Source organism: Actinokineospora auranticolor (assembly GCF_002934265.1).
Classification (GTDB): Bacteria; Actinomycetota; Actinomycetes; order Mycobacteriales; family Pseudonocardiaceae; genus Actinokineospora; species Actinokineospora auranticolor.
In genome coordinates, this window is record NZ_PTIX01000004.1 from 501,531 (window position 1) to 518,960 (window position 17,430).

Here is a 17,430-nt window from a genome sequence, read left to right on the forward strand (position 1 = left end):
TGCTGCGGCGACCGCCGCGGCCACCAGGGCCACGGCGAGAACGAGACGTCGAAGCATTGTCGCTCCTGGGTGCAGGGTGATATCCACCCCTGAGATTGCCCCAATGGCGACACGACCGGGGGCATCTCAAATCCCCATAACGAAACCGCTTACTGGAAGATCGCGATCGGCCGCACCACCAGCTCGCCGGTCGCGGACTTCCACGCCTGCACCTTGCCAAGGCACCGCGCGTGGAAGGGCCCGTCGGGGATCTCGTCGTCGCGCAGCCCGTCCTTGTGGCACTCCAGCCGGACCTGCGGGCCCTCCTCCGGGTCGTCCGGGTCGCCGAAGGGGGCGAGGAACACCGTGCGGGTGCCCGCGTGGTCGGCCACCCGGAACGCGCCGCGCACCGAGACGTAGCTGTCGATCGACCGCAGCCGCAGCCGGTCGGTGCCGCCGGTCTTGAGCAGCGCCACCGACACCGCGTTGTTGTGCGTGATGGTCCGGTCGCGCAGGTCAACGTGCACCACGCCGTCGGCGTTCTCCAGCACGTCGAGCAGCACGCCGATGACCGCGATCGGCTCGGCGTTGGTGATGTACCGGCTGACCACCTCGCGCCCGCTGCTGCGCCCGCCGTCGAGGCCGACGGCGTGCACCTTCAGCGCCAGCTTCTGGTCGCTGGTGCTGTCCACCCGCTCCTCGACCTCGCGCCGCATGGCGTCGCCGTAGCCGCCGGACTGGTACAGGTCCATGACGGATTTCTCGTGCAGGTAGAACGTCAGCCCCGGCACCTCACGGGTCACCTTGGGCCGCGCCCGGTGCGCGCGCCACGCGAAGAAGAGCGCGCCCAGCGCCACTACGACACCCAGCGCCGTAAGAATCCACACCATCGCCCACGGCCACCACACCGACCACCACAGCGCCCTATCGACAGCCACGAACCCCCCTTACCGCGTCGAGCAGCGACGACGTCGCCGGGTCCAACAGCCTGCCCCCGGTCTCACGGGCCACCCGGTCCAGCTCCACCGGGTCCGCGTCGCCGAGCCGGACCGCGAACACCGGCACCTTCCGCGCGGCCTCCGGCATCGCCGCCCGGGCGCGCAGGAAGTCGTCGGCGGACGCGCCCGCGTTGTTCTCCCCGTCGGTGATCACCACGACCGACCCGGTGGCGTCCTCCCACCGCGTGCCCCGGAATGCGTGCTCCAGCGCCGACCAGATCGCCGTGCCCCTCCCGTCGGCGGGCGCGGCCACCACGCCCGCCAGCGCCGTGAGGTCGGACGCGCCGCGCACGGTCACCGACCGCTCGGCCAACACCCCGCCCGCGAACCGGACGACGGTGATCGTCTCGCCCAGGTGGAACCGGTCGAACCCGCCGCTGCCCGTCCCGCTCAGCGCCGCGAACACCTCGCGCAGCCGCTCGACCCGGGGCCCGGCCATGGAGTTCGAGTAGTCGAGCACGTAGACGACCCGCTGCGCGCGGCCGGTGGTGAGGTCGCGGTAGGTGGACAGCAGCGCGTCGAGCACCTCTTGGCGCGCTGGGAAGTACAGCGCGTTGCCGATCGGCGGGCGCAGCGGTTCCGGGCGCGGCAGCGCGGGGTCGACCGAGCGCCGCGCGGTGTGCTCCATGATCCAGTTCTGCGCGGTCGGCGCCAGCAACCAGTCCACCGCGCGCTGGTACGGCTCGCGCTTGGCGGGGTCGAGCAGCAGCAGCGGGAAGCGCGACAGCACCATGCCGTCCCGGGGGCGGACGATCTGCGGTCCCGCAGCGGCGGCCCGGGTCAGCAGGGTCGACTCGTGCGCGATCACCGCGTCGACGTCGTCGTGGTCGGTGAACGCGGCCACCGCGTCCCGTTCGGACTGCCCGCCGCGGGTCTTGCCGGTGAGGAACCCGCCCAGCGGCGCGCAGCTGACCTGCGCGGCCTCCAGCGCGCCGCCCGTGCGGGTGGCCGCGGTGGCGACGCCGACCAGCGCGGCGAGCCCCGACCCGGACCGGTCCGGGTCGGCCATGGCGAACCGGAACACCCCGGCCGCCGCCCGGTCGGCGACGTCCGCCCAGGTCGGCCCCCGGCCCCCGGACGCGGCTGTCAGCGCGGGCATCGCCCGCCCGCGCACCCCGAGGACCAGCGGCGACTCCATGACGGGCGTCCCGGTCGGCAGGCCACCGGGGTAGCCGTCGCGCTTGGCCCGCAGCTCCAGGTACCGGTCGGTGCTCAACCACGCCAGGTCGTGCCGGTACTGCCCGGGGACCAGCGCCCGGTCGGCGTCCTCGACGTACTCCATCCGCAGCTCCACGCCCGTCTCGCGGCGCAGGTCCGCCAGCAGCGGCTGCACATCGGACAGTTCCGGCGGAGCCAGCACGGTCAGCGTCACCGGCGCGGGGGTCTCGGTGGTGCACGCCGTCAGCAGGCAGGCCAGCGCGAGCACCGCCGCCGGCGCCCTCGTCGACGCGGCGGGCACTCGGTTGTGGCTCATCGCCGTGGCGGCGGGCACTCGCCCACCGTCGTGATCATCTTCTCCAGCAGCGGCAGCGCGGGCAGGAACGTCTCGGTATCGCCGACGCCGGAGCTGGGCACGGGCACGCCCTGCTGGTTCAGGAACGTGGTGAACTGGCCGGTGGTCAGCGTGTCGTCGGACTCGAAGACCCGGAAGCCCAGCTCCAGCGCGCGTCGGCGCAGCCGGGGGTCTTCGGTGATCAACCGGCCGACCCGTTCGCCCGCCGGGGTGAGCGCGATGAACTCCGGGACTGCCTGGACCTGCGCGGCCGGGTAGAGCAGCACCCGCCGGGTGTCGAGGGAGCCGGTCTGCGCGCGCACCCGCACCTGGTGGGCCAGGTACTGGTGCTCGTAGATCACCGCGATCGGCGCCAGGCCTTGGCCGTCGGGGGCCAGGTAGCTGCGGGACATGTCGTCGCCGGGCAGGCCCTGCGCGGTCAGCAGCGGTTTGATCCGGTTGGCCAGGTCGACGGCCTCGGCCTCGGTCTGCGGGATCGTGTTGCCGTTCTCCACGAACGCGACCAGGCCGAGGTAGGTGGCGGCGGAGTTCGACGAGCAGATGTCCGAGGTCTGCGCGAGCACCCGGTTGCCGTTGCGCAGGTCGGGGTCCAGCTTCTCCCAGGTGTCCGTGCGGATCTTGTCGATGAAGGGCTTCATCGGCAGGTTGAAGTAGAGCGGTTCACCGGTCGACGGCTGCGGCGCGCCGACGCCCGCGCCGACCAGTGCCTCGGCGTAGTCGCGGTAGGTGGCCAGCACGATCGGGCTGAAGAACGGCTTGAACACCTTGGCGGGGGCGTGCGTGGCGTCCCAGCGCTGCCGCAGCTGCAGGGCGGCGGGCTGGCCGGACGGGAAGACGAAGTCGAGGTCGTCGATCGCACCCGTGACGATCTCCCGGGACCCCGCGCGGTCGAAGTCGACCTGGATGCCCTCGCTCATCAGGATGCGCTTCACCTCGGCGTCGGCGAAGAACTCGCCCTTGGACGCCGTCCGCCCGGTCACCACTACGACCTCGCGAAACGGCAGGGTGACCATGCCACCCGCCCACAGCACGATGAGGCCGACCAGCCCGATGATGGCGGCGGGCACGAAGGGGCCGAGGAACCGCTTGCGCCGGAAGGCCGACCTGGGCGGGGTCACGATGGTGAAATCCGGCTCGGTGGCAACCCCGGGGGTGACGGTCACGGACCCCTCCGCTCGAACGGAACTCCTCATCGGAAGGGTCGCGGGATCGCGGTCGGTGATTACGCGGTTTCGGAAAGTCCGCGCCGAACGCGTCCGACCGTCGTGGGCCGAATGGCGCACGGGGTTCCGGTCCGCGTCCGGGGGCGGAAACCGAACAGCGGACCGCCGTGGACGGTCCGCTGTGTTCGTGCAGGTCTTTCGGGTCAGCCGGTGACGCGCTCCAGGTCGGGGTCGTCGTCGGAGGTGACCACGGGGGCGTTCGCCGCCGCCTTGGCCTTCTTGCGCTTCTTGACCAGGTGCACGACCACGATGACCACCACGACCACGACCAGCAGGACCACCGCGCCGCCGCTGAGGTACTTCTCCAGCTGGTGGGCCGCCTCGCCGAGCGCGGCGCCGATGCTGATGTGCAGCGCCGACCAGCAGGCCGCGCCCGCCACGACCGCGGGCAGGAACTTGCGGTACTGCATGCCCGCCGTGCCCGCCGCGGCCGGTGTCAGCGTGCGCACCACGGGCATGAACCGGGCGAAGAACACCGCCCACGCCCCGCGCCTGCGCAGGATGTCGGTGGCCTTGTCCCAGCCCTCCACGCCGTACTTCTGGATCAGCTTCGTCTCGCGCAGCTTGACCCCGTACTTGCGGCCGATGAGGTAGCCGATGGAGTCGCCGATGCCCGCGCAGACGGTGACCACGGCCCACAGGATGAGGAACCGGGGCACGCTGTTGACGGTGGTGGCCGCGATGAGCAGGCCACCCTCACCGGGGGCGATGAAGCCGAGACCGATCGTGCACTCGGCGAGCACGAGGCCGCCGGTCGCGGCGACCAGTGCGGGCTGCGGGAGTGCTTGCAGCCAATCGAGGACGTCGGTCAGGAATGCCACGGCTCGGTTCCCCTCAACACGCTCCGGCGCCAGACTTTCCGACGCCGCGTCGTGGGACGCGCCGAGGTGCCCCCTGGTTGCGACCTCGACGACCCACTTGGACAGTGTTTCGTCCACGACGAGCCTGGCATAACGGGGATGACCCCTGAATCGGTCGGGGTGACCATCTGGGGGTCACCCTGAAGATTGACACGGGGGAGACGAAAGTTACCTCTTCAGGAGCGCGGTGATCTCTTGGCTGGACTCGCCCGCCTCGGCCAGGTGACGCAGGTTCTCCGGGATCTGCTGGCCCCGGTGCTCCACGGCCTGGGTGAACAGCCGACCGGCCCGGTAGGACGACCGCACCAGCGGACCCGCCATGACGCCCGCGAAGCCCAGGCCCTCGGCCGTCTCCTTGTGCGCCAGGAACTCCTCCGGCTTGACCCACCGGTCCACCGGGTGGTGGCGGACGCTGGGCCGCAGGTACTGGGTGATGGTGATGATGTCGCAGCCCGCGTCGTGCAGGTCCGCCAGCGCCTCGGTGACCTCGTCGGCGGTCTCGCCCATGCCCAGGATCAGGTTCGACTTGGTGACCAGGCCCGCCGCGCGCGCCTCGGTGATCACCGACAGGGACCGCTCGTACCGGAACGCGGGCCGGATCCGCTTGAAGATCCGGGGCACGGTCTCCAGGTTGTGCGCGAGCACCTCCGGGCGGGAGCCGAACACCTCGGCGAGCTGGTCCGGCTCGGCGTTGAAGTCCGGGATCAGCAGCTCGACGCCGGTGCCCGGGTTGAGCGCGTGGATCTGCCGGACGGTCTCGGCGTAGAGCCAGGCGCCGCCGTCGGCCAGGTCGTCGCGGGCCACGCCGGTGATCGTCGAGTAGCGCAGGCCCATGGCCTGCACCGACTCGGCGACCCGCCGGGGCTCGTCGCGGTCGAGGTCGGCGGGCTTGCCGGTGTCGATCTGGCAGAAGTCGCAGCGCCGCGTGCACTGCTCGCCGCCGATGAGGAAGGTGGCCTCGCGGTCCTCCCAGCACTCGTAGATGTTGGGACAGCCGGCCTCTTCGCACACCGTGTGCAGGCCCTCGCGCTTGACCAGGCCCTTGAGTTCGCGGTACTCGGGGCCCATCTTCGCCCGGGTCTTGATCCAGGACGGCTTCTTCTCGATCGGGGTCTGCGCGTTGCGCACTTCCAGGCGCAGCATCTTCCGACCCTCAGGCGCGACTGTCACGTCCGCCAGGCTACGCCTCTACGCCGGATCCGGAGAAACGCCGGTCAAATCGGCCGTCCGCACCCACAATGTCCGGCCATGATCGGGGTTGAGGGCATTAGGCCGCGGTGAAACCCGGGTTGGACCGCCGAATACCTGGCCCGGTCCGGACGGCCCGTAGTACTCGCCGCCGCGCACGTCCGGCGCGGTCGCGGTGTAGAGCTGGGGCAGCGCGCCGCGTGCCGCCGACTGCATGACCAGGCGGTTGCCGACCGAGACCACCGAGGTCAGCGCCCGGCTCAGCGGCCCGCGCACCCGGTTGCGCGTGGTGTTCGCGGCCAGCTCCGTCGCGCTCAGGCCCGGGTGCGCGGCGACGCTCACCAGGTCGAGCCCGGCGGCCTCCACGCGGCGGTGCAGCTCGAACGCGAACAGCAGGTTGGCCAGCTTGGACTGGCTGTAGGCGGTGATCGAGCGGTAGGGGCGGCGCTCGAAGTTGAGGTCGTCGAGGTCCAGGCCGCCGCCGCGGTGGGCGAGGCTGGAGACGGTGACCACGCGCGCGCCCGCGACCTCGCGCAGCGCGGGCACGAGCAACCAGGTCAGCGCGGCGTGGCCCAGGTGGTTGGTGCCGAACTGGAGCTCGAAGCCGTCGACCGTGCGGCCGGGCGGGACGGCCATGACGCCCGCGTTGTTGATCAGGATGTCGAGCCGGTCGCCGGTGCGCTCGCGGACCTCGGCGGCGGCCTTGCGCACCGAGGTCAGGTCGGCCAGGTCGAGTTCGAGCAGTTCGGCGGGACCGTCGATGGTCGCCAGCGCGCGGCGGCCGCGCTCGGCGCTGCGGCACGCCATGACCACGTGCGCGCCGCGGCGGCTCAGCGCCTGCGCGGTGCGCAGCCCGAGACCGGAATTGGCCCCGGTGACCAGCGCGGTCTTGCCGCTCAGGTCGGGGATGTCGGCTTCGGACCAGCCCATGTCGTCCTCCTCGGAAACTCGCGTTACCCGAGGGTAGGCAGCGGCTGCTGAGGTCGCGCTCAGGCGATGGCGAGTCGCGGCGCGGTGGACCCGATCAGGGCGGCGAAGGCGGCGCCGACCCGGGTGACCTCGGCCCGGGGCCCGGTCGGGTCGGCGAGGTTCGCGACCAGCGCCAGCATCCGCTGCTCGGCCTCGACGCCGGGGCGCAGGGCCGGGTCGTCGCGGTGGGCGTCGAGTACGGCGCGCAGGACGGGGAAGGCGCTCGCGGTCGTCCACCAGGCGCGGGTGACGGCGTCGACGAGGTCGGTGCCGGGGTCCCGGTCGGCCTCGGCGCGGGCCAGGCCCAGCGGACCGGTGAGCTTGAGGGTCCAGCGGTGGTGCAGGGCGAGCAGGACCTCGTCCGCGTCGGCGAAGGTGTCGGCGGGCGGGATCGGGCCGCCCGGGTCGTGCCGCAGGTGCGCGAGGACGGCGTCGAGCGCGTCCCGGCGGCGGTAGAACTCGGCCCAGCCCATGGTCGGCTCCCCTCCGGACGTGCTGGTCGCCGTCAACATACCAACGGTACGTACCGTTGGTATGTCCTATCGTTGTGAGCGTGCCGACAGTCCGCGCCGACGAGTCCAGCACCAGGCGGGACCTGGTCGACTCCGCCATCACCCTGTTCACCCGCCAGGGGTACGCGGCGACCTCGCTGGAGGCGGTCGTCGCGGGCGCGAAGGTCACCAAAGGGGCGCTGTACCACCACTTCAGCGGCAAGCAGGCGCTGTTCGAGGCCGCCTTCGACGCCGTGGAGAGCGCGGTCGTGAACCGGCTGGGCGAGGTCGTGGTGCACGGCCCGGGGACGGCGTGGGACCGGGCGGTGAGCGGATTGCGGGCGTACGTCGAGGTGTGCCTGGAACCGTCGTACCAGCGCATCGCGATCCACGAGGGCCCGGTGGTGATGGGCTGGGAGCGGTGGCAGGAGGCGGCGGAGAAGTACAGCTACGGGCTGGTCCGGGCGGCCGTGGCGGCGCTGGTCGACGCGGGGGAGATCGACGAGCTGCCGGTCGAGGTGACGGCCCGGATCCTGTTCGGCGCGCTGCGGACCGGGGCGGCGATCATCGCCGGGGCCGCCGAACCGGAGCTGGCGGGGGCGGACGTGTCGAAGACGATCACCCGCGTGCTGGAGGGGATGCGCAAGCTGCCCGGGTAGCCGCCGGGGGCGCGGAGTCCATTTGCGACCATGACGCCCTTGCCGACTGGGGAGGTTGTCATGGCGGTGACGTGGGAGCGGGCGGTACCCGACCCGGGGCCGGGGCGGATCGCGGCGGAGGACGCGGCCACGGCGGCCGTGCTCGGCGTGCGGCGGGCGACCGACGAGGCGGGGGGCAAGCGCCGTCCGGTGGTGTTGAGCCTGGTCGCGATCACCGCGGCCCTGGCGGTCTTCGACCTGGTGGGCGACCACGTCGGCCTGTTCTTCGCGCACCTGGCGCTGCTGCTGTTCACGATCTGGATGGCCTGGTTCTTCCTCCGCCCGCTCGCCAGGAGCTTCCCGGCCGTGGAGCACCTGGTGACGACCCTCCCGTGGCGCCAGGTGACCGCCCGCGTCGTTCGCGTCGCGCGCGTGTCGTGGCTGTCGACGGTGGTGGAGATCGAGGAGCCGGAGGGGTTCGTCCCGCTGCGGGTGTGGGGGTTGCCCGCCGCGCACCGGGGCATGATCAGCGGCCTCGCCACGGCGTGGGTCGTGGGACCGCACGAGTCCTGGTACGCGATCCGGGTGCCCGGGTCGCCGCTGTTCTGGACCGCCCGCCGCCCGGGGAAAGCGCTTTCGCCGGGCACCTTCAGCGAGCGGGTGGACCCGGTGGAGATCACCCGCCGCACCGCGGCCTGGCGCCGTTGGCGCGCGCTGCGCCCCTACCTCAGCCCGGTGTTCACCCTGGTCACGATGTCCACCTTCGGCATCGGTTGGCTGACCACCTCCACGGTCTGGGTCGTCGTGGTGGTCCTCGTCGGCTACCAGCTCCTGCTGACCCAGAAGGCACTCCGCCACCGCAAGCCCGACCTGCGGCTCCCAGCGCTCGTCCAGCACACCCGTGCCTGGACCCGGCTGACCGTCCGGGTCCACCCCTGGACCCTCCGGCTGGACGGCACCGCGGAAGCCACCGCCGCGGTCACCCTGCCCGGTGAGGACGAGGAACGACACCTGTACTTCCCGGCGGCCCCGGTGGACTTCCTGAGCACCGCGGCCGCGACCGGCGCGGTGTGGGTGGCGGGGTCCTCGGTCGTCCCCGGGACCCCGCTCGCCGTGGGCTTCCCCGGCTGCCCGGTGCTCGCCGCCGGGGAGATCCGCTAGCGCCAGCCGCCGTTGCGGCCGTTGACGTCGACGGTGGCAGGGAGTCGGACCTCGCCCTCGCTGACGCCCGCGTCGGCGAAGGTGGACATCTCGCCGAGCACGCGGGTGGCCATGGAGAGCAGGGGGAGGGCCGCGAGCGCGCCGGTGCCCTCGCCGAGACGCAGGTCCAGGTCGAGGATCGGGGTCAGGTTGAGCTGCTCCAGGACCAGCGCGTGCGCGGGCTCCACGGACTTGTGCGCGGCCCGCCACCACTCCGACGCGCCCGGGGCCAGTTCCTCGGCGACCAGCGCCGCCGCGCCGACGACCACGCCGTCGAGCAGCACCGGGGTCTTGCGGACCGCGGCCTGGGCCAGGAAGGCGGCCATGGCGGCGATGTCGGCGCTACCGGCGGTGCGCAGCAGCGCGACCGGGTGCGCGCTGACGCGGCGGGCGCGGCGGAGCGCGTCGCGCACGGCGGTGGCCTTGCGCATCCAGGTCTGGTCGTCGATGCCCGTGCCGCGGCCGACGACGGCCACCGGCTCGGACCCCGACAGCGCGGCGATCAGCACCGCGGCGGGAGTGGTGTTGCCGATGCCCATCTCGCCCGCGATCAGCAGGTCGGCACCGCCGTCGACCTCCTCGTCGGCGAGCGCGCGGCCCGCCGCGATGGCGGCGTCGACTTCGGCGTCGGTCAACGCGTCCTCGCGGTCGATGGAGCCGGACGAGCGCCTGATCTTGTGCGCGGTGACGTGTTCGGGCAGCTCCGCGTCGGTGTCGACCCCGAGGTCGACCACCCGCACGGTCGCGCCCGCCACGGACGCCATCACGTTGACCGCCGCGCCGCCCGCCAGGAAGTTCGCCACCATCTGGCCGGTGACCTCGGCGGGGAACGCCGACACGCCCTGCGCGGTGATGCCGTGGTCGCCCGCGAACAGCACGACCCGCGGCCGGGCGAACGGCCGGGGCGGGCACTGCCCCTGGCACGCCGACACCCACACACCCAACTCCTCCAGGCGACCCAGCGACCCCGGGGGCTTGGTCAGCTCCAGGTGCCGGGCCTCGGCCGCGCGGTGGGTCGCCGCGTCCGGGGTGGGGATGTGGGGGAACTCGGTGCTCACCGGCGCTACCTCCGCTTCACGTGCCGTCGTGGGAGAGCCTGCCAGAGCGGTTCGCCGGAATCGAGGTCGGCTACCGTGGCCCCCGTGAGCTTCCGCTGGCGCTACGAGGACGAAACGGGCGGTTCGGTCACCGGCCCGGGGGTGGAGTTCGCCACCCAGGACGAGGCCGAGGAGTGGTTCGGCGGCGCCTGGCGGGAGTTGGGTTCGGCGGGCGTCGCCCAGGTGGTCCTGCTCGACGGCGACACCGAGGTCTACGGCCCGATGAGCCTGAGCGCCGCGGAGTAGCCGTGCCGCGCCGCAACCAGCCGAAGTACCCGGAACCGCGCCCCCTCAGCGGCGGCCTCGGTGACCAGCGGGTCGAGTCCGCCCCGGACGGGGAGTGGCTGGTCCGCACGGTGCCGGGGGCGCAGGCGACCAAGTCGTACCGGTGCCCGGGCTGCGACCAGGAGATCCGCCCCGGCGTGACCCACGTCGTGGCCTGGTCGGCGGAGGCGCACGGCACGGTGGAGGACCGCAGGCACTGGCACCCGACGTGCTGGTCGGCCCGCGGCAGGCGCGGCCCGACGAGGAGACGTTGACGCCGTGATCGGCCCCAACACGGTGCTGCCCGCCCGCCGCACTCCGTTGACCCTCCAGACCGACGACGGTGTGGGGTTGGCGGCCGAGCTCGCGCTGCCCGCCGATCGGGACCCGCGTGCCACGATCGTGTTCTTCCATCCGAATCCGGTTGGCGGGGGGTCGATGGACACGCACCTGATTCGCAAGGCCGCGGCCCGTCTTCCTGCCTTGGCCGGACTCGCCGTCTTGCGGCTGAACACGCGGGGGACCAGTAGCCCGTCCGGAACCAGCTCAGGCACCCACGACCACGGCGTCGCCGAGCGGTTCGATGTCGCTGCGGCTTTGACGGCGGTCGCGGGGTTGCCGGACGTGTGGTTGGTGGGGTGGTCTTTCGGTACGGACCTGATCCTCATGCACGGCTTGGCCGAGGGTGTTCGCGGCGCGGTCCTGTTGGCACCCACCCTCCGCCGGGCGCAACCGGAACACCTGGCGGCTTGGGCTACTTCGGGTAAGCCGATCCGTTGTGTGGTCCCGGAACTCGACGACTACGTGCGCCCGCCTGAGGCCCGCCAACGCTTCGCGGCCGTGCCACAGGCGGAAGTGGTGGAGTTCCCGGGCTGCAAACACCTCTTCGTCGGCCACGCCGAGACCGCGTTGGACGCTGTCGTCGAGGTCGTGGCCCCAGAGGTCGCCACCCCACTACCCCGCGAATGGTGACCGGCCAGCCGAACCGGTTGCCGCACAGGACAGCGCCCCGAGTGTCCACTGCGGACTGCTCGGGGCGCTGCCGGAAGTGCGTCAGAGGGTGGTGAGCCAGCCTCGGCTGTCCGCGACCCCACCGCGCTGCAGGGAGGTCAACGACTCGCGCAACTGGGTGGTCACCGGGCCTGTCGCGCCGCCGCTGATGGCGAAGGTGCCGTCGGCGTGCTTGACGTGGCCGACCGGGGTGATGACGGCCGCGGTGCCGCAGGCGAAGACCTCCGTCAGCTCGCCCGACTCGGCCTTCTTCTCCCACTCCTCCGTCGAGATCCGCCGCTCCTCGACGCCGTACCCCAGGTCCGCGGCCAGGGTCAGCAGCGACGAGCGGGTGATGCCCGGCAGCAGCGCGCCCGACAGCTCCGGCGTCACGACCCGCGCCGACGGGCCCGAGCCGAAGACGAAGAACAGGTTCATCCCGCCCATCTCCTCGACCCAGCGCCGCTCCACCGCGTCGAGCCACACGACCTGGTCGCAGCCCTGGTCCGCCGCCTGGGCCTGGGCGACCAGGGAGGCCGCGTAGTTGCCCGCGAACTTCGCCGCGCCCGTGCCGCCCGGGGCCGCGCGCACGTACTCCGTCGACAGCCACACCGTCACCGGCTTGACGCCGCCCGCGAAGTAGGCGCCCGCCGGGGAGGCGATCACCACGTACAGGTACTCGCTCGACGGCCGCACCCCCAGGGCGGGCTCGGTGGCGACCATGAACGGCCGCAGGTACAGCGACTCCTCCGCCTGCTCCGGCACCCACCGCGCGTCGGCGGCGACCAGTTCGCGCAGGGACTCCAGGAACAGCTCCTCGGGCAGCTCCGGCATCGCCAGGCGGCGGGCGGAGCTGTTGAACCGCGCCGCGTTGGCCTCCGGGCGGAACGACGCGATGGTGCCGTCCGGCTGCCGGTACGCCTTGAGCCCCTCGAAGATCGCCTGCCCGTAGTGCAGCACGCTGGCCGACGGGTCCAGGGCGATCGGCCGGTACGGCTCCAGCCGCGCGTCGTGCCAGCCCTGCTCTGCCGAGTAGCGGATGGTCACCATGTGGTCGGTGAAGTACTGCCCGAAGCCCGGCCGCGCGAGTACCTCCGCGACCCGGTCCGGGGTCGCCGGGGTGGGGTTCGGGGTCCGCGTGAACGGCAGCTCGGTTGTCATGCGCCAGACATTATCCGCTGATCGGTCGCCGGAAAATCGGTATCCCGAGGATCGGACGACCGACTACCTCACGTCACCCGTGCGTGGCCGCCGCGCACAGAGCGCGCACAGCCCCGTGCCCACGCCCAGCACCGCCACCGCGGCGGCCAGCGACGCGATCGAGATGTTGACGCCGACGACCACGCTCAGCCCGAGCCCGCAGCAGCCCGTGCGCACCCAGGTCGACCGGTCGTCGCGGCACAGCGTCCGCGCCGCCGAGTTGATGAACGCCGCCGCGCCGAGGACCAGGGTGGCGGCCACCGCCACGGCGTCCGCGGGCGTCACCAGGACCGCCACCGCGGCCGCGGGCACCGCCGCGACCAGGTACCGGTGCTCGGCGAACCGCGCGGGGAGTTCACCCGCGCCCGCCAGGTCGGCGACTTCCTCGGCCGCGCGGCCGAGCAGCGCGCGCAGGCCGACCGCCGCGCCGACGAGGACGCCCAGCGTCAGCACCGGGTCCAGCGGGGCGCCGTCGGCGGCGGCCAGCGCGTCGCGCAGCGGCGTCGGCGACACCGCGAGGCGCGGGCCGCCGAGCTGTCGCAACGCGACCCACGACACGAACAGGTAAGCCAGGCCCACCAACAGGATCGCGTACGCGCTCACGCGGGCCCGTGCGCCGCCGACGCGATCCACGTTAAGGAAGCCGAAGAACAGCACGCCGGTTGCGGTCAAAATGCCCGTCGGGTCATCCGATCCGGTGATCCCGGGCTCGACCGCGACGGCGGCCCCGACGGGCTGGATGGCCAGTCCCGTTGTCACGAACAGGGCGGTTGTGACGATGATCACAGCAATTGCGGCCAGTCGCACTCCGCGCGGCACGGCGAACTCCGCCACCCACAACGCCGTGACCACCGCGACCAAGGCCACCGCCGCGACCGCTGGTCGGGCGGGCCACGCGTACGCCCCGGCCACCCCGGCGACCGCACCCGCCGCCACCACGCGACCGCCGACCTCCAGCACCCCGGCCATCCGCCCGTGCAGCCCGCCGAGGCGCGTCCTGACGTGCGCCGAAACCGCGGCGGGAGAAGACTGTGCGGCTAGATCGGCAAGGGACACCGCGGTCAACAGGGCCACAAGCCCGGCGAGCGCGAGCGCGGCCAGCGACCACCACCCCGCGGCGGCCGCGGCGGGACCGGAGGTGACCAGCGCACCCGCGCCCAGCGCCGCCGCACCGGCGGCGGGCACCTTAGCCCAGGTCCGCGGCGGGGCCTGTCCCATCGCTGTCACGGGCACAACCGTGTCAGATCGACGCGGGATTCTCCATCCGGGCACTGGTGGAAAGCCGCGACCAACTGGTTAGCATGCGTGAAATACCTGGCCGAACGGACCCGCCCGACCAGGTCCGGGCCCGTCCTACGAGGACTCCGGCCGGGACACCCGAGACATTTCCCTAGGAGCACACCTGTGACCGCCCCCAAGCTGGCCCTGGCCACCACACCGGTATCCGAGGCGGGGGTCGACGCCGTCGTCGTCGGCACCGTGCAGCACGGTTCCGGTCTCGCGCTCGCCCCCGGCGCCGAGGCGGTCGACGCGGCCTTCGACGGCGCGCTGGCCGAGGTGCTCGGTGCGCTCGGTGCCACCGGCAAGGTCGACGAGATCGTCAAGGTGCCCACGCTGGGCAAGCTCAAGGCGCGCGTGGTGGTCGCCGCCGGGCTGGGCAAGGCGGGCGCGGACGGCGCGGTCACCGCCGAGCAGGTGCGCCGGGCCTCCGGTGCCGCCGCGCGGGCGCTCGGGCCGAGCAAGCACGTCGCCAGCACCCTGTCCACTGTGGACCTCCAGGCCGCGGTCGAGGGCACCGTGCTCGGCGCGTACACCTTCGCCGGCTACAAGTCCGAGCCCGCCACGCGCGAACTGGCCAAGGTGGACTTCGCCGCGCCCGCCGACGGCGCCACCAAGGAGCACCGCGCCACCCTCAAGGCGGCCACCGCGATCGCCGAGGCCGTCACCGCGGCGCGCGACCTGATCAACACCCCGCCCAACGACCTCTACCCGGCCTCCTTCGCCGACCGCGCCGTCGAACTGGCCAAGTCGGTCGGCCTCGAGGTCGAGGTGCTCGACGAGAAGGCGTTGAAGAAGCAGGGCTTCGGCGGCATCCTCGGCGTCGGCGTCGGTTCGACCCGCCAGCCGCGGCTGGTCCGGCTGACCTACAAGGGCCCCAAGGCGCGCAAGAAGGTCGCGCTGATCGGCAAGGGCATCACCTTCGACACCGGCGGCATCTCGATCAAGCCCGCGGCCAACATGGACCACATGACCTCCGACATGAGCGGCGCCGCCGCCGTGATCGCGTCGGTGGTGCTGGCGGCGAAGCTGAAGTACCCGCTGCAGGTGACCGCGACCGTGCCGATGGCGGAGAACATGCCCTCGGGCGCCGCGTACCGGCCGGGCGACGTGCTCACCATGTACGGCGGCAAGACCGTCGAGGTGCTCAACACCGACGCCGAGGGCAGGCTCATCCTGTCCGACGCGATCGTGCGCGCCTGCGAGGACAACCCGGACTACCTGATCGAGACCTCCACGCTGACCGGCGCGCAGATGGTGGCCCTGGGCACCCGCACCATGGGCGTCATGGGCTCGGACGAGTTCCGCGACCGCGTCGCGGGCATCGCCCAGGCCACCGGCGAGGGCGGCTGGGCGATGCCGCTGCCGGAGGAGCTGCGCGGCGACCTCGACTCGCGGCTGGCCGACCTGGCCAACGTCACCGGGCACCGCTGGGGCGGCATGCTCGCGGCGGGCCTCTTCCTGCGCGAGTTCGTCGCCGACGGCGTGCCGTGGGCGCACCTGGACATCGCGGGTCCGTCGTTCAACTCGGGCGGGCCGTGGGGGTACACGGGCAAGGGTGGCACGGGCGTGCCGGTCCGCACCATCGCCGCCGTCCTCGCCGACATCGCCGAGAACGGCTGAGCGTGGGGGTCGCCGGGCGTCTCCGCTCGGCGACCCCCCTCAGGAGCCCCGGCGGCGGCGGAGGAACGCGGCTTCGGCGGTGTTGAGCGAGAGCCCGATGGCCCGGTCGTAGGCCGCCCGGGACTCCTCGGTGCGACCCAGCTTGCGCAGCAGGTCCGCGCGGGTGGCGTGGAAGGCGTGGTAGCCCGTCAGCGGGAGACCGTCCACCTCGGTCAGCGCGGCTTGGGGTCCGTCCAGCTCGGCGACCGCGATGGCCCGGTTGAGCCGTGCGATCGGCGACGGGTCGACGACGACCAACTGGTCGTAGAGCGCGACGACCTGGGACCAGTCGGTGCCCTCGATGTCGCGGGCCGCGGTGTGCACGGCGTTGATCGCGGCGAGGATCTGGTACCGGCCGGGAGCCTCCCCGCTTGCCAGCCGTGCGCGGACCAGGGCGTGGCCCTCGGCGATGAGCGTCCGGTCCCAGGCGCCCCGGTCCTGCTTGCCCAGGGCGACGAGGTCGCCGTCGGCGGACACGCGGGCGGGGCGGCGGGCCTGGGTCAGCAGCATCAGCGCGAGCAGGCCCGCGGTCTCGCCGTCCGCGGGCAGCAGGGCGTGCACCAGGCGGGTCAGCCGGATGGCCTCGGCGGCGAGGTCGTCGCGGACGGGGTCGCGGCCGGGGCGGGAGGCGAGGTAACCCTCGTTGAAGATCAGGTAGAGGACGGTGCGGACGCCGGTGACCCGGCGGGGGATGTCCTCGGGCAGTGGCACGCCGTAGGGGATCCGCGCGGCGTTGATCTTGGCCTTGGCGCGGGTGATGCGCCTGCTCATGGCCGTTTCCTCGACCAGGAACGCGCGGGCGATCTCGGGCACGGTGAGGCCGCCGACCATGCGGAGGGTCAGCGCGGTCCGGGCTTCCACGGCGAGGGCCGGGTGGCAGCAGGTGAAGACTAGTCGGAGCCGGTCGTCGTCGATGGCGCCCGGTGGGCTGGGCGCGTCGTACCGCATCAGCGCTTCCCGGTGCTTCTCCTCGCGCTTGGACTCGCGCCGGAGCCGGTCGATGGCCTTGCGGTGGGCGGTGGTGGTCAGCCACGCGCCGGGATTCGGGGGGAGCCCGTCGACCGGCCACCGCTCGACGGCGGTGGCGAACGCCTCGGCGGCCATGTCCTCGGCGATGTCGAGGTCCCCGACGCGCCTGGCCACCGTCGCCACCACCCGGGCCCACTCGTCGCGGTGGACCCGGGTGATCAGCGCCTCGACGTCGGTCACCCGAGCAGCACCGGCCGGAGCTCGACGCGGCGGTTGCAGCTCTTCGACCCCTCGGCGGCGAGCCGCAGCGCCACGTCGAGGTGCGGGGCCTCGACGATCCAGAAGCCGATGATGTGCTCCTTCGACTCGAGGTAGGGCCCGTCGGTGAACACCGGCTCCCCGGCCCGCCCGTCGACCACGGTGGCGGACGCGGGCGCGGACAGACCCGCCGCGTACACCCAGTGGCCGTCGGCCTGGAGGCCTTCGTTGAAGACGTCGATCGCGGCCATCTCCTCGTCGGTGGCCAGGTCGCCGGAGTCGTGGAGGACGGACAACAGGTACTGCGCCATGACTTCTCCTGTGATCTTGTCGCCGCCCTCGTGGGCCGCTTCTCACCCCTGCTACGAACGCCGTCGCCCCGATCCGACACCCGCCGCCGGAGATTCTCCGGAAAGTTTGGCGGGGGTGTGTGCCAGGCCGGGTTTCGCGCCGATTCGCGCTGGCCGGGGCGGGGAATGGGCGGGTTGTGCACATGCCCGCGATCTGTCCACAGCTCCGGGTCAACCGCTTCCGTGCCGCTGACCTGCGGCGATAGGCTCAAGGCGGGGCCTGCCCCCGGGTGGGCGGGGCTGTGTGGGCGGGGCTGTGTGGGCGGGGCTGTGTGGGCGGGGCTGTGTGGGCGGGGCTGTGTG

At 72.8% G+C, this 17,430-nt stretch carries 18 protein-coding genes; 6 read left to right on the forward strand and 12 right to left on the reverse strand.

Translation table 11 applies throughout. The annotated features are described in order from the left end of the window. Window positions 1-149: 149 nt before the first annotated feature. From CLV40_RS10830 to CLV40_RS10860, 7 genes are all read right to left on the reverse strand, one after another. The gene (locus CLV40_RS10830; protein WP_104478706.1) at window positions 150-917 is read right to left on the reverse strand and encodes a hypothetical protein; all 768 of its coding nucleotides are present in this window, start codon (window positions 915-917) and stop codon (window positions 150-152) included. Next, entirely contained in the window at window positions 904-2,469 is a 1,566-nt protein-coding gene (locus tag CLV40_RS10835) for a substrate-binding domain-containing protein (RefSeq protein WP_245931206.1), read from the reverse strand. Before CLV40_RS10835 ends, CLV40_RS10830 begins: the two co-directional genes overlap by 14 nt. Next, on the reverse strand, window positions 2,448-3,653 hold the full coding sequence (locus CLV40_RS10840) for a hypothetical protein (protein WP_219823944.1): 1,206 nt from the start codon (window positions 3,651-3,653) through the stop codon (window positions 2,448-2,450). The genes CLV40_RS10835 and CLV40_RS10840 overlap by 22 nt, the downstream gene beginning before the upstream one ends. Window positions 3,654-3,856: 203 nt before the next feature. After that, complete coding sequence (locus CLV40_RS10845; RefSeq protein WP_104478781.1) at window positions 3,857-4,534, reverse strand: DedA family protein; 678 nt, start codon at window positions 4,532-4,534, stop codon at window positions 3,857-3,859. Window positions 4,535-4,741: 207 nt separating this feature from the next. Further along, complete coding sequence (lipA, locus tag CLV40_RS10850) at window positions 4,742-5,743, reverse strand: lipoyl synthase (protein WP_104478707.1); 1,002 nt, start codon at window positions 5,741-5,743, stop codon at window positions 4,742-4,744. An 18-nt stretch (window positions 5,744-5,761) separates the two neighbouring features. Further along, entirely contained in the window at window positions 5,762-6,691 is a 930-nt protein-coding gene (locus CLV40_RS10855) for an oxidoreductase (RefSeq protein ID WP_104478708.1), read from the reverse strand. A gap of 59 nt (window positions 6,692-6,750) precedes the next feature. Further along, complete coding sequence (locus CLV40_RS10860) at window positions 6,751-7,239, reverse strand: hypothetical protein (RefSeq protein ID WP_245931207.1); 489 nt, start codon at window positions 7,237-7,239, stop codon at window positions 6,751-6,753. Window positions 7,240-7,283: 44 nt separating this feature from the next. Here CLV40_RS10860 and CLV40_RS10865 point away from each other — a divergent pair, with 44 nt between their 5' ends. Continuing rightward, the gene (locus CLV40_RS10865) at window positions 7,284-7,880 is read left to right on the forward strand and encodes a TetR/AcrR family transcriptional regulator (protein ID WP_104478782.1); all 597 of its coding nucleotides are present in this window, start codon (window positions 7,284-7,286) and stop codon (window positions 7,878-7,880) included. A 60-nt stretch (window positions 7,881-7,940) separates the two neighbouring features. Continuing rightward, window positions 7,941-9,020 carry a hypothetical protein gene (locus CLV40_RS10870; RefSeq protein ID WP_104478710.1) on the forward strand — a complete coding sequence of 360 codons (1,080 nt, stop codon included), beginning with the start codon at window positions 7,941-7,943 and terminating at the stop codon, window positions 9,018-9,020. On the opposite strand, the gene cobT is transcribed toward CLV40_RS10870, so the two are convergent. Continuing rightward, a complete protein-coding gene (gene cobT / locus CLV40_RS10875; protein WP_104478711.1) occupies window positions 9,017-10,117 on the reverse strand; it encodes a nicotinate-nucleotide--dimethylbenzimidazole phosphoribosyltransferase in 1,101 nt (366 codons plus the stop codon). The genes CLV40_RS10870 and cobT overlap by 4 nt on opposite strands. 84 nt (window positions 10,118-10,201) lie before the next feature. On the opposite strand from cobT, the gene CLV40_RS10880 reads away from it, so the two are divergent. The 3 genes from CLV40_RS10880 to CLV40_RS10890 are packed head-to-tail and all read left to right on the forward strand — an operon-like array spanning window position 10,202 to window position 11,392. Then, the gene (locus CLV40_RS10880) at window positions 10,202-10,402 is read left to right on the forward strand and encodes a hypothetical protein (protein WP_104478712.1); all 201 of its coding nucleotides are present in this window, start codon (window positions 10,202-10,204) and stop codon (window positions 10,400-10,402) included. Window positions 10,403-10,404: 2 nt separating this feature from the next. After that, window positions 10,405-10,695, forward strand: a complete 291-nt coding sequence (locus tag CLV40_RS10885) for a hypothetical protein (RefSeq protein ID WP_104478713.1) — start codon at window positions 10,405-10,407, stop codon at window positions 10,693-10,695. 4 nt (window positions 10,696-10,699) lie between these two features. Further along, on the forward strand, window positions 10,700-11,392 hold the full coding sequence (locus CLV40_RS10890; protein WP_104478714.1) for an alpha/beta hydrolase: 693 nt from the start codon (window positions 10,700-10,702) through the stop codon (window positions 11,390-11,392). A gap of 81 nt (window positions 11,393-11,473) precedes the next feature. Here CLV40_RS10890 and CLV40_RS10895 read toward each other — a convergent pair whose 3' ends face one another. Together CLV40_RS10895 and CLV40_RS37875 are read right to left on the reverse strand one after the other, a co-directional pair. Continuing rightward, window positions 11,474-12,571 carry a branched-chain amino acid aminotransferase gene (locus CLV40_RS10895; protein WP_104478715.1) on the reverse strand — a complete coding sequence of 366 codons (1,098 nt, stop codon included), beginning with the start codon at window positions 12,569-12,571 and terminating at the stop codon, window positions 11,474-11,476. 63 nt (window positions 12,572-12,634) lie between these two features. Next, window positions 12,635-13,837 (reverse strand): hypothetical protein, encoded by a 1,203-nt coding sequence (locus CLV40_RS37875; RefSeq protein WP_181043422.1) that lies wholly within the window; start codon window positions 13,835-13,837, stop codon window positions 12,635-12,637. Between the two features lie 177 nt (window positions 13,838-14,014). Here CLV40_RS37875 and CLV40_RS10905 point away from each other — a divergent pair, with 177 nt between their 5' ends. Continuing rightward, window positions 14,015-15,511, forward strand: coding sequence for a leucyl aminopeptidase (locus CLV40_RS10905; protein ID WP_104478716.1), 1,497 nt, complete (start codon window positions 14,015-14,017; stop codon window positions 15,509-15,511). 39 nt (window positions 15,512-15,550) lie between these two features. Here the strand turns inward: CLV40_RS10905 and CLV40_RS10910 are convergent, their stop codons facing one another. Together CLV40_RS10910 and CLV40_RS10915 are read right to left on the reverse strand one after the other, a co-directional pair. After that, entirely contained in the window at window positions 15,551-16,759 is a 1,209-nt protein-coding gene (locus CLV40_RS10910; RefSeq protein ID WP_104478717.1) for an RNA polymerase sigma factor, read from the reverse strand. Continuing rightward, window positions 16,756-17,088, reverse strand: coding sequence for a YciI family protein (locus tag CLV40_RS10915; RefSeq protein ID WP_104478718.1), 333 nt, complete (start codon window positions 17,086-17,088; stop codon window positions 16,756-16,758). Before CLV40_RS10915 ends, CLV40_RS10910 begins: the two co-directional genes overlap by 4 nt. Between the last annotated feature and the right edge of the window lie 342 nt (window positions 17,089-17,430).

Coding starts and splice junctions, on each gene's coding strand:
- CLV40_RS10855 (WP_104478708.1), bottom strand. CDS start 6,691: ATGGGCTGGTCCGAAGCCGACATCCCCGACCTGAGCGGCAAGACCGCG.
- CLV40_RS10870 (WP_104478710.1), top strand. CDS start 7,941: ATGGCGGTGACGTGGGAGCGGGCGGTACCCGACCCGGGGCCGGGGCGG.
- CLV40_RS10895 (WP_104478715.1), bottom strand. CDS start 12,571: ATGACAACCGAGCTGCCGTTCACGCGGACCCCGAACCCCACCCCGGCG.
- CLV40_RS10915 (WP_104478718.1), bottom strand. CDS start 17,088: ATGGCGCAGTACCTGTTGTCCGTCCTCCACGACTCCGGCGACCTGGCC.